10 protein-coding genes are annotated in these 10969 nt (G+C 67.6%); all 10 read right to left on the bottom strand.

Translation table 11 applies throughout. The features are described 5' to 3' along the window. The coding region (gene gltB / locus RMO30_RS10685) for a glutamate synthase large subunit (RefSeq protein WP_309713119.1) at positions 1 to 3799 on the bottom strand (3799 nt) is incomplete at its 3' end. 106 nt (positions 3800 to 3905) lie between these two features. Further along, the gene (locus RMO30_RS10690; RefSeq protein ID WP_309713122.1) at positions 3906 to 5000 is read right to left on the bottom strand and encodes a prolipoprotein diacylglyceryl transferase; all 1095 of its coding nucleotides are present in this window, start codon (positions 4998 to 5000) and stop codon (positions 3906 to 3908) included. Positions 5001 to 5010: 10 nt separating this feature from the next. After that, positions 5011 to 5814: a tryptophan synthase subunit alpha gene (gene trpA, locus RMO30_RS10695; protein ID WP_309713125.1), complete on the bottom strand. Its 804-nt coding sequence runs from the start codon at positions 5812 to 5814 to the stop codon at positions 5011 to 5013. Further along, positions 5811 to 6968 carry a tryptophan synthase subunit beta gene (gene trpB / locus RMO30_RS10700; protein ID WP_397427928.1) on the bottom strand — a complete coding sequence of 386 codons (1158 nt, stop codon included), beginning with the start codon at positions 6966 to 6968 and terminating at the stop codon, positions 5811 to 5813. Before trpB ends, trpA begins: the two co-directional genes overlap by 4 nt. 83 nt (positions 6969 to 7051) lie before the next feature. Continuing rightward, positions 7052 to 7840 (bottom strand): indole-3-glycerol phosphate synthase TrpC, encoded by a 789-nt coding sequence (gene trpC, locus RMO30_RS10705; RefSeq protein ID WP_309713145.1) that lies wholly within the window; start codon positions 7838 to 7840, stop codon positions 7052 to 7054. Further along, on the bottom strand, positions 7833 to 8063 hold the full coding sequence (locus tag RMO30_RS10710) for a DUF6704 family protein (protein ID WP_309713131.1): 231 nt from the start codon (positions 8061 to 8063) through the stop codon (positions 7833 to 7835). Before RMO30_RS10710 ends, trpC begins: the two co-directional genes overlap by 8 nt. Positions 8064 to 8120: 57 nt before the next feature. Continuing rightward, positions 8121 to 8540: a Trp biosynthesis-associated membrane protein gene (locus tag RMO30_RS10715; RefSeq protein WP_309713134.1), complete on the bottom strand. Its 420-nt coding sequence runs from the start codon at positions 8538 to 8540 to the stop codon at positions 8121 to 8123. A 35-nt stretch (positions 8541 to 8575) separates the two neighbouring features. Beyond that, complete coding sequence (locus tag RMO30_RS10720) at positions 8576 to 10117, bottom strand: anthranilate synthase component I (RefSeq protein WP_309713137.1); 1542 nt, start codon at positions 10115 to 10117, stop codon at positions 8576 to 8578. Next, the gene (gene hisI / locus RMO30_RS10725; RefSeq protein ID WP_309713140.1) at positions 10114 to 10470 is read right to left on the bottom strand and encodes a phosphoribosyl-AMP cyclohydrolase; all 357 of its coding nucleotides are present in this window, start codon (positions 10468 to 10470) and stop codon (positions 10114 to 10116) included. Before hisI ends, RMO30_RS10720 begins: the two co-directional genes overlap by 4 nt. Beyond that, on the bottom strand, positions 10467 to 10969 hold a 503-nt coding region (gene hisF / locus RMO30_RS10730), incomplete at its 5' end, for a HisA/HisF-related TIM barrel protein (protein WP_309713142.1). The genes hisI and hisF, both read right to left, overlap by 4 nt.

Raw genomic sequence — 10969 nt, forward strand, 5'->3', positions numbered from 1 at the left:
ACTCGATCGTCACGGGCTGGCCGTGTTCGAGCGCGGCGGCGGCGCGGCGGATGAGCTCGACATCGAAGTGCTCGTCGAGTTCGTGCTTCTGCGACACCCGGTTGCGGCGCGGCCCGTCGTCTGCGAACTCCGGCCCCACGAGGATCGGGCTCAGATCGAGCCCGTCGGCCTTCCAGTGCTCGACCGCGCGGTCGACATCCAGAAGGTCGGCACGGCCGATCGCTTCGTCGAGCGACCGGAACCCGAGTTCCGCGAGGTACTCGCGCACCTCCTGGGCGAGGTATTCGAAGAAGGTTTCGATGAACTCCGGCTTGCCGGTGAACCGGGCTCGCAGTTCGGGGTTCTGGGTCGCGACTCCCACCGGGCAGGTGTCGAGGTGGCAGACCCGCATCAGGATGCATCCCGACACCACGAGCGGCGCGGTCGCGAAACCGTACTCCTCGGCTCCGAGCAACGCGGCGATGATGACATCCCGACCGGTCTTGAGCTGGCCGTCGACCTGCACCACCACCCGATCGCGCATGCCGTTGAGCATGAGAGTCTGCTGGGTTTCGGCAAGGCCGATCTCCCACGGGGTGCCGGCGTGCTTGAGCGAGTTGAGCGGGCTCGCGCCGGTGCCACCGTCATGACCCGAGATGAGTACGACGTCGGCGAGTGCCTTCGAAACGCCCGCCGCGACCGCGCCGATGCCCGACTGGGAGACGAGCTTCACGTGGATGCGTGCGGTCGGGTTGGCCCGTTTGAGGTCGAAGATCAGCTGCTTGAGGTCTTCGATCGAATAGATGTCGTGGTGCGGCGGCGGCGAAATGAGCGCGACGCCCGCAGTCGAGTGCCGGGTGCGCGCGATCCACGGGTAGACCTTCGTCGCCATCAGCTGGCCGCCCTCGCCGGGCTTCGCGCCTTGCGCCATCTTGATCTGGATGTCGGTGGCATTCGTCAGGTAGAGGCTGGTCACGCCGAACCGGCCGCTCGCGACCTGCTTGATCGCGCTGCGCCGGGCGGGGTCGAGGAGGCGGTCGACGTCTTCGCCGCCCTCGCCCGTGTTGGAGCGGCCGCCGATGCGGTTCATCGCGATCGCGAGAGTCTCGTGAGCTTCCTGCGAGATCGACCCGTAGCTCATGGCACCCGTGTTGAAGCGCGCGATGATGCTCTCGATCGGCTCCACGTCGTCGAGCGGAATCGGCTTGCGCTCGTCGTCTTTGAACGTGAACAGCCCGCGCAGGGTCATCAGGTTCTCGGCCTGCTCGTCGACGAGCCGGGTGTAGTCGCGGAAAATGTCGTACCGGCGAGCGCGCGTCGAGTGCTGCAACCGGAACACCGTGTCGGGGTTGAAGAGGTGCGGTGGTCCTTCGCGGCGCCACTGGTACTCGCCGCCGACCTGCAACCGCTCGTGCGCGATGATCGCGCCGTCTTCCGGGTATGCCGCGGCGTGTCGCGCGGCGTTCTCTGCCGCGACCACGTCGATGCCGATGCCCCCGAGAAGGCTGGTTGTTCCGGTGAAGTACTGGTCGACGAACTCGTGGCTCAAGCCCACAGCCTCGAAGGCCTGCGCGCCGGCATACGACCCGACGACGGAGATGCCCATCTTGGACATGATCTTGAGCACGCCCTTACCAAGCCCCTTGATGAGGTTCTTGACCGCCTTCTCGGCGGTGATGCCGGTGATCATGCCGGAGTTGACGAGCTGCTCCGCCGTCTCCATCGCGAGGTACGGGTTGATCGCCGAGGCCCCGTAACCGATGAGCAGCGCAACGTGGTGTACCTCGCGCACATCGCCGGCTTCGACGACCAGACCGACCTTCATGCGGGTTTCCTGCCGGATGAGGTGGTGATGCACCGCCGACAGCATGAGCAGTGACGGGATCGGGGCGAGGTCGGCGTTCGAGTCGCGGTCGGAGAGCACCAGGAACTGCGCGCCGTCGGCGATCGCGTCGTCGGCCTCTTCACACATCCGAGCCAACCGCTGCGCCATCGCCTCGGTGCCCTCGTCGATGCGGTAGAGCCCCCTGATCACGCGTGCCAGCTTCGGTCCCCGCTGACCCGGTTCCGCTGGACCCTCGATGTGTTGGATCTTCGCGAGTTCGTCGTTATCGATGACCGGGAAGTCGAGCACCACCTGGCGGGCGTGCTCGGGCGTCGCGGTGAGGAGGTTGCGCTCCGGGCCAAGCCCGAGCTTCATGCTCGTGACGACCTCTTCGCGGATGCTGTCGAGCGGCGGGTTGGTGACCTGGGCGAACGCTTGGGTGAAGTAGTCGAACAGCAGCCGCGGGCGGTCGCTCAGCACCGCGATCGGAGTGTCGGAACCCATCGCACCGAGCGGCTCGGCTCCGTTGATCGCCATCGGCGTCAGGAGGATGCGCACCTCCTCCTCGGTGTAGCCGAAGGTACGCTGCCGCCGCACGACCGACGCCGGGGTGTGCGAGATGTGCTCCCGCTCGGGCAGGTCGGCGAGTTCGATGCGGCTTTCGTCAAGCCAGTCCTGCCAGGGTTCGGACGCCGCGAGCTCGGCTTTGATCTCGTCGTCCTCGACGATGCGCCCCGCGACGGTGTCGACGAGGAACATCTTGCCGGGGCGCAGCCGGCCCTTGCGCACGATGCGGTCGGCTGGGAAGTCGAGAACGCCGATTTCGCTCGCCAACACGACGAGGCCGTCATCGGTCACCAGGAACCGGCCGGGCCGCAGTCCGTTGCGGTCGAGGGTTGCGCCGACGAACTCGCCATCGGTGAAGACGAGGGCGGCGGGACCATCCCACGGCTCCATCAGCATCGAGTGGAACTCGTAGAAGGCGCGACGGGTCGGGTCGATGTCGACCTGGTTCTCCCAGGCCTCCGGAACCATCATCATCATCGCGTGCGGCAGCGACCGGCCACCGAGGTTGATCAGTTCCACGACCTCGTCGAACGACGCCGAATCCGATGCGCCCGGGCTGACGATCGGGAACACCGGCTTGAGGTCGCCGAGCAGCTCGCTTTCCAGTTGCGACTGGCGGGCACGCATCCAGTTGCGGTTGCCCTGCACCGTGTTGATCTCGCCGTTGTGCGCGATCATGCGGAACGGCTGGGCGAGCGGCCACGACGGGAAGGTGTTCGTCGAATACCGCGAGTGCACGAGAGCGAGCTTCGACACGAATCGCTCGTCGGAGAGGTCGGGGTAGAACGGCTCCAGCTGGAGGGTCGTCACCATGCCCTTGTAGACGAGGGTGCGAGCGCTCAGCGACGGGAAGTAGGCGCCCAGCTCGCGCTCGGCGCGCTTACGCAGCCGGAAGGTCAACCGGTCGATCAGGATGCCGGTCAGCGGCTGGCCGGTTTCGTCACCGCGGGTGGCCTCGACGAACACCTGCTCGAAGACGGGCGCCGCTTCGCGGGCAAGCGTGCCGAGGTGCGCCGGGTCGGTGGGCACATCGCGCCACCCGATCACGCGCAGCGACTCCTGCTCGGCGATGGTCGCGATCGCCGCCTTCTGCGCGTCACGTTCGGCCTTGTCGGTCGGCAGGAATGCCATCCCGACCGCGTAGCGCCCGACGGGGGGTAGCTCGAATCCAGCGACCGCGCGCAGGAACTGGTCGGGGATCTGGGTGATGATGCCCGCACCGTCGCCCGTGCCGGCGTCGGATCCGATCGCCCCGCGATGCTCGAGGTGCCGCAGGGCATCCAATGCCTGCGTGACGATGTCGTGTCCGGCCGTTCCGCGAAGCGTCGCAACCATGGCGAGCCCGCACGCGTCCTTCTCGAACGCAGGGTTATAGAGCCCCTGCGCCCGCGGAACGGTGCTGAACCGTTCGTATGCGCTCTGAACCATGGGTACCGTCCTCACGATGGTGCTGTGGGACGGCGCTGGCCCAAAGATGCTGTGGTGGCGAGGTGTTGATCCGTAGGCGGGGTCGCGAGGGGTGCGCGACGGCGGACTATGGTCGGGTTGCTCCGCTTGTGGCGGGCACCGGAGTCGTGCCGGCGCCATCGCCGGGCTCATCGGAATCCGAATAGATTTCGTCCGAGTCTACCGCAGAGTCGGGCGTCCACTCCTTGCCGGGCTGGTAAACGCTCGCTTCGATGCCGGGGTGCCGCTTCGTCTGCACGACGATGATGATGATTCCGATCAGGATGAAGGCCAGCGCGCCCCACACGTTGGAACGGATGCCGAACAGCGTCTCGCTCGGGTCGAGGCGGATCGACTCGAACCAGGCGCGGCCCATGCCGTACCAAATCGCGTAAAGCCCAACCATCTTGCCCCAGTGCCAGGAGTCTCGACGCGCGAAGGTCGGCCAGATGGGCAGGAACCGACCGATGCCGGTGTGGACCCTGCTGAGCGAGACGCGGTTCTCGATCAGCATCAGCACGGCGAAGCCGGCAAGCAGCCAGATGATCTCGTAGAGGAACGTCGGGTGGAAAACGGCGTCTTCGGGGATGCCGACGGGGATCGCCGGGTTCGGGCGATCGATCTCAAGCCCCCACGGGAGGTCGGTCGGAAGGCCGAACAGCTCCTGGTTGAAGTAGTTGCCGAGGCGGCCGAAGGCCTGGGCGAGCAGGAGCGTCGGCGCCATCGCGTCGACGGCTGCCGTGAAGCGGAGCCCGGCGAGGCGACAGGCGATGTACACGCCGAGAGCGCCGAAAAGCACCGCGCCGAAGATCGCGACACCGCCTTCCCAGACCGCCCACACACTTCCGGGCTCCAGCACGTTCCAGGTGTTCTTGCCCTCGGCAAAGTAGTCGTCGGGGTGCGTGGCGACGTGCCACACGCGCGAACCGATGATTCCGAAGACGACGGCCCAGATCGACAGGTCGATGACGATCCACGGCTCGGCGCCGCGGGCCGTCAGCCGGTAGTTGGACACGATGATCGCGACAGCGATGCCGACGAGGATCGCAAGCGCGTAGACGTGGATGACGAGTTGCTCGGGGAACGACGGGAAAATGCCCACCAGCGCGTCGTGAATGAATCCCAAAGGGATCTCGAAGGCCGACCAGTCGGACGGCGGGCTGGGGAGGCTCGTCGGGATCACGTCGGCGAGTCTACTTCCTGGCTGCGGTCGCGCCGGACGCCAACTCTGCGGCCTTGGCGGCGAGCCCCGCGACGCCCCCGTCGGCCAGCGCCGTCACCAGGGCCGAGCCGACGATCGCGCCGTCGGCGTAGCCCAGAACCTCGGTGACCTGATCGCCCGTTGAGATGCCGATCCCGACGCACACGTTCGCAGGCCCGACACTCCGCAGGCGCGCGACGAGCGAGCGCGCCGCCACGTCGACATCCTGCCGCGCGCCGGTGATGCCCATCGTCGAGACGGCGTAGACGAAGCCGCGACTGGCCTCGACGGTGGTCTTCAGCCGTGCGTCGGTGGACGACGGGGCGGCGAGGAAGACCCGGTCGAGACCGGTGCGGTCGCTGGCCGCAATCCACTCGTCGGCGGAGTCAGGGGTGATGTCGGGGGTGATGAGCCCCGCTCCCCCGGCGTTCACGAGGGCGTCAGCGAAAGCATCCACCCCGTACTGGAGAACGGGGTTCCAGTAGGTCATCACGAGCACCGGGATGTCGACGCGCGCACGCACCGCCTCAACCGCGGTGAAAACGTCGCGCACCCGGAATCCGCCGGCGATCGCGGCCTCGGTGGCCTTCTGGATGGCCAAGCCATCCATGACCGGGTCGCTGTAGGGCAGGCCGAGTTCGAGCGCGTCAACGCCGCTCTCGGCGAGGGCGACGGCGGCGTCGATACTCGTGCCGAGGTCGGGGAATCCGACCGGGAGGTAGCCGATGAGGCTCCCGCGGCCGTCGTCACGGTTCTGGGCGATCCGGGTCGCCACCGAGAGGGTTGGGACGGTCATGACTGCTTCGCCCCCTCGTCGAACTGGTTGAACCAGGCGCGGGCCGTGGCGACGTCTTTGTCGCCACGGCCGGAGAGGTTCACCAGAATGATCGCATCCGGGCCGAGTTCGCGGCCCAGCCGCAGCGCCCCGGCGAGGGCGTGGGCCGATTCGATGGCGGGGATGATGCCTTCGGTCATCGAGAGCAGGCGGAGCGCATCCATCGCCTCGGTGTCGGTCGCCGGGAGGTAGGTCGCCCGCCCGCGGTCGTTGAGCGCCGCGTGTTCGGGTCCGACGCCGGGGTAGTCGAGCCCCGCCGAGATCGAGTGCGACTCGACCGTCTGGCCGTCTTCGTCTTGCAGGACGTACGACCGCGAGCCGTGCAGTACCCCGGGGCGACCGCGTTCGATCGTCGCAGCGTGCTTCGGGGTGTCGACGCCGTCGCCCGCCGCCTCAATTCCGTACAGCTTCACGCTGCGATCGTCGAGGAACGCGTGGAAGATACCGATCGCATTGGAGCCGCCGCCGACGCAGGCCATGACGGCATCCGGCAGCCGTCCGGTGAGGTCGAGCACCTGTTGGCGCGCCTCCTCGCCGATGATCTTCTGAAAGTCGCGCACCATTGCGGGGAACGGATGCGGGCCAGCCGCCGTTCCGAAGATGTAGTTGGTCGTCTCGACACTCGTCACCCACTCGCGGTAGGCCTCGTTGATCGCGTCCTTCAGCGTGCGACTGCCGGTCGTCACCGACACCACCTCGGCGCCGAGCAGGCGCATGCGCGCGACATTGAGTGCCTGGCGTTGGGTGTCGACCTCGCCCATGAAGATCGTGCACTCGAGCCCGAACAGCGCGGCCGCGGTCGCCGTCGCAACGCCGTGTTGCCCCGCTCCGGTCTCAGCGATGACACGCTTCTTACCGAGGCGCTTGGTAAGAAGCGCCTGGCCGAGCACGTTGTTGATCTTGTGCGACCCGGTGTGGTTGAGGTCTTCGCGCTTGAGGATGATGCGCGCGCCACCGGCGTGTTCGGCGAAGCGCGGAACTTCGGTGATGATCGACGGCCGGCCGGTGTAGGTGCGGTGAAGTTCGGCCAGTTCGGCGGCAAACGCCGGGTCGACCTTCGCGGCCTCGTATGCGGCCGCGAGTTCGTCGATCGCTGCGATGAGGGACTCGGGCATGAATCGGCCGCCGTAGGCGTCGAAGAACGGGCCGGGGCGGTCGCGCAGGGATTCGGCGCCGTCCTGAGCCTGTCGAAGGGTGGTCACTTTCCTGCCTCCAGGAAACTCTTGAGGGTCGCGACGGGGTCGTCCCCGGTGACGAGCGCCTCGCCGATGAGCACGACATCCGCCCCTGCCGCACGGTAGTGGGCGACATCGGCGGGGTCCTTCACCGCAGACTCTGCCACTCGGATGATGCCCGACGGGATGCGGTCGGCAAGGGTTCCGAACAGGTCGCGGTCGAGTTCGAAGGTCGAGAGATCGCGGGCATTGATGCCGACGATCGCCGCGCCGACATCGAGCGCGCGCTCGACCTCTTCGGCGGAGTGGGCTTCGACGAGGGGCGTCATCCCGAGTTCGGTGATGAGCGCGTGCAACTGGTGCAGCACCGGCTGGGTGAGCGCGGCAACGATGAGCAGTACGAGATCGGCATCGGCTGCACGCGCTTCGAAGACTTGGTACGGCTCGGCGATGAAGTCCTTGCGGAGTACCGGGAGGTCGACCGCGGCGCGCACGTCGGTGAGGTCCTGGAGTGAGCCGCCGAATCGGCGACCCTCGGTGAGCACACTGATCGCGCTTGCCCCGCCCGTCTGGTACGAGACGGCAAGCGCTGCCGGGTCGGCAATCTCGGCGAGAGCGCCCCGCGACGGGCTGGCCCGCTTGACCTCGGCGATGACCTTCACCCGGTCGGCGGGAGCGAGCGCCGCGAGCGTATCACGGGCCGGCGGGCGCGCCAGAGCAGCGGCTTCGACCGCGGGTAGAGCGAACGTCGCCCGACGCGTGGCGGCATCGTCGACGGCGCCAGCGACGAGCTCCGCGAGTAGATCAGGAATGGTTCTTCGGGGCGTAGCGCGGCCCCTTGACGCCGTAGCCGAGCTTCGCAAGCACGATACCGAGCACCAGACCGAGCACGACCACGCCGGCCGAGATCCAGACGAACAGCGGCAGGTCGAACCAGAACGCGAACGTGCCAGCCGTGATGCCGATCAGCATGACCACCACGGCGACCCAGGCCGCGGGCGAATGGCCGTGTCCGGGGTCGTTCTCGTCGCTCATCTATCGAACTCCTTCTCGGGGGTGCTTCTGTCGAACAGCTTCAGACCGCCCGTCAGTCTACCGAGCCGGATCGGTCGGGTCGTCGCCCGAGCTCAGGGCGTCCCAGTCGCTCGCCGGGTCGCCTTCTAGCCGGGAGCGAGAGTACCGCGACGCCGTCGGCGGCCACAGCCGCACGGTCGTTGCGATCCAGGCCGCGACCAGGACCTGGAGCGCACCCCCGATGACCGCGACCAGGGTCAGTGCCGCGAACTCGGGGGTGAAGATCGCGACGACGATGACGCACACCCCGAGGAGCGCGATCAGCACCGCGAGGATCGTGCGGAAGACAGGCCCGGCCAGCAGCATCGCGAGACCGGCCGCGGCCGATGCGAGCGCGAGGGCGCCGAAGGCGGCGCTCGTTGCCGCCGCGATGGCCGTGAGAATGATCGGCACCGCGAGGGCGAGGAGCGAGATGATGCGTAGGCGAGACGGGGTCATCGGATCATCGAGTCATCGGGTCAACAACGAGCCGGTCACCGGATGCGACGCATCGCGTTCGCCACCGCGACCGCCCGCAGAGGTGCGGCCGCCTTGTTCTGCGCCTCGCGATGCTCGCTCTCGGCATCCGAATCGGCGACCAGGCCGGCACCGGCTTGCACACGCGCGAGGCCGCCGACGATCGTCGCCGTGCGAATCGCGATCGCCAGGTCAGCATCCCCGGCGAGGCCGAAGTAGCCGACCACGCCCCCGTAGACGCCCCGCTGCGCGGGTTCCAGTTCGTCGATGATCTCCAGCGCACGCGGCTTCGGCGCACCGGACAGCGTGCCCGCCGGGAACGTCGCCCGGAACACGTCGATCGAGTTCGCGTCGGGTCGCAGGTTGCCCTCGACCGTCGACACGAGGTGCATGATGTGGCTGAACCGCTCGACCTGCATGAACTCCGTCACTTCGACCGAGCCCGCGACACACACCTTGGACAGGTCGTTGCGAGCGAGGTCAACGAGCATGAGGTGCTCCGCCTGCTCTTTCGGGTCGGCCAGCAATTCGTCGGCGAGATCGACGTCCTGCTCGGGAGTCTCACCCCGAGGCTTCGACCCCGCGATCGGATGGGTGATGACCCGGCCGTCAGCGACCTTCACGAGTGCTTCCGGCGACGATCCGACGATCGAGTAGTCGGACCCGTCGTGCGCCTCGAGCGTGAGCAGGTACATGTAGGGGCTCGGGTTGAGCGTGCGCAGCACCCGGTAGACGTCGATCGGCTCAGCCGTGATCTCGTGATCGAAGCGTTGGGAGATGACGACCTGGAAAACGTCGCCCTCGCGAATGTACTCGCGTGATCGCTCGACCGCCGCGAGGTACCCGGCTTTCGGAGTACGCGCAATCGGTTCGGGCGCGATGCTGAGGTCGACGTCGGCCAGCCAGGCCTCGGAGGGCTTCGAAAGCTCGGTCTGCAGGCGGTCAAGTCGGGCCTGAGCATCCGCCCAGAGCGCGTCTTCGTCGTCATTACCGTCGTTGAGCGCCGCGGCGATCAAGATGGCGGCGCCGGTGCGGTGATCGAGCGCGACGAGCTCCGAAACGAACGAGAACGCCTGACCGGGCACGTCGTAGTCGGCCGGCGGGGAATCGGGCAGCCGCTCGAGCTGTCGCACGGCCTCCCAGCCGATGAACCCGACGAGTCCCCCGGTGAGCGGCGGGTGGCCATCGACCTGCGGGGTACTCCAGCGTTCGTAGAGGTGCGCGAGGGCATCCAGCGGCCCTTTCGGCGAGTCGGACCCGAGTGCGCGATCGGCAGCGAGTCCATAGTCGAGCCAGGTGGCGACCCCGTCGGCCTGCGTGAGCACCCCGAGCGATCCGACTCCGACGAACGACCAGCGGGACCAGATGCCGCCCTGTTCCGCCGATTCGAGCAGGAACGTCCCGGGCTTGCCGAGCGCCAGTTTGCGATAGACCCCGATCGGCGTCTCGCCGTCGGCGAACAAGCGGCGCAGCACCGGGACGACGCGGTGCCCGGCGGCAATCGCCGCGCGGAAGTCAGCACGTGACGTGCTGCCGGCTGTCGTAGTCGTGGAACTCACCCGTCGATTCTCGCATCGAGCGGGTCGACGTCGAAGCAGGCGTGAGCCCCCGTGTGACAGGCCGGGCCGACCTGGTGGACGGTCACCAGCACCGTGTCACCGTCGCAGTCGAGCGCTGCTGCTCGCACGTACTGAACGTTGCCGCTCGTGTCGCCCTTGCGCCAGTACTGCTGGCGGCTGCGCGACCAGTACGTGACACGGCCTTCCGTGAGGGTTCGGCGCAGCGCTTCGGCATCCATGTAGCCGAGCATGAGCACCTGCTTCGTCGACTCCTCTTGAATGATCGCCGGGAGCAGCCCGTTGGCATCGAAGCGCACGCGCTCAAGAGTGGAAACCAGCTCGTCGTCTCTCATCGCACCAACACTCCATCCGCCCGCAGGGCATCCTTCACCTGGCCGACGGTCAGCTCACCGCCGTGGAACACGGATGCCGCCAACACGGCGTCGGCGCCAGCTTCGACCGCGGGTGCGAAGTCGTCGACCGCGCCGGCACCGCCGCTTGCGATGACCGGAACCGACGAGAGGTCGCGCACCATCCTGATGAGCTCGAGGTCGAAACCCTGCTTGGTGCCGTCAGCGTCGATTGAGTTGACCAGCAGCTCCCCCGCGCCGCGCTCGATCGCTTCTGCGGCCCAAGCCGCGGCATCCACATCGGTTTCGGTACGACCGCCATGGGTTGTCACCACGAAACCGCTCGGCATGCGCGAACTGCGTTTCACATCGAGGGAGAGCACGAGCACCTGAGCCCCGAACCGGTCGGCGATCTCGCCGACCAACTCGGGCCGGGCGATCGCGGCACTGTTCACCCCGACCTTGTCGGCGCCGCTCGCGAGAAGTCGCGCGACGTCCTCGG

The organism is Pseudolysinimonas sp., assembly GCF_031389465.1.
Classification (GTDB): Bacteria; Actinomycetota; Actinomycetes; order Actinomycetales; family Microbacteriaceae; genus Pseudolysinimonas_A.

Excerpts from the sequence above, each read along its gene's own strand:
- trpA (WP_309713125.1), bottom strand. The coding sequence starts at position 5,814 with ATGACCGTCCCAACCCTCTCGGTGGCGACCCGGATCGCCCAGAACCGT.
- trpB (WP_397427928.1), bottom strand. The coding sequence starts at position 6,968 with ATGCCCGAGTCCCTCATCGCAGCGATCGACGAACTCGCGGCCGCATAC.
- RMO30_RS10710 (WP_309713131.1), bottom strand. The coding sequence starts at position 8,063 with ATGAGCGACGAGAACGACCCCGGACACGGCCATTCGCCCGCGGCCTGG.
- RMO30_RS10715 (WP_309713134.1), bottom strand. The coding sequence starts at position 8,540 with ATGACCCCGTCTCGCCTACGCATCATCTCGCTCCTCGCCCTCGCGGTG.
- hisI (WP_309713140.1), bottom strand. The coding sequence starts at position 10,470 with ATGAGAGACGACGAGCTGGTTTCCACTCTTGAGCGCGTGCGCTTCGAT.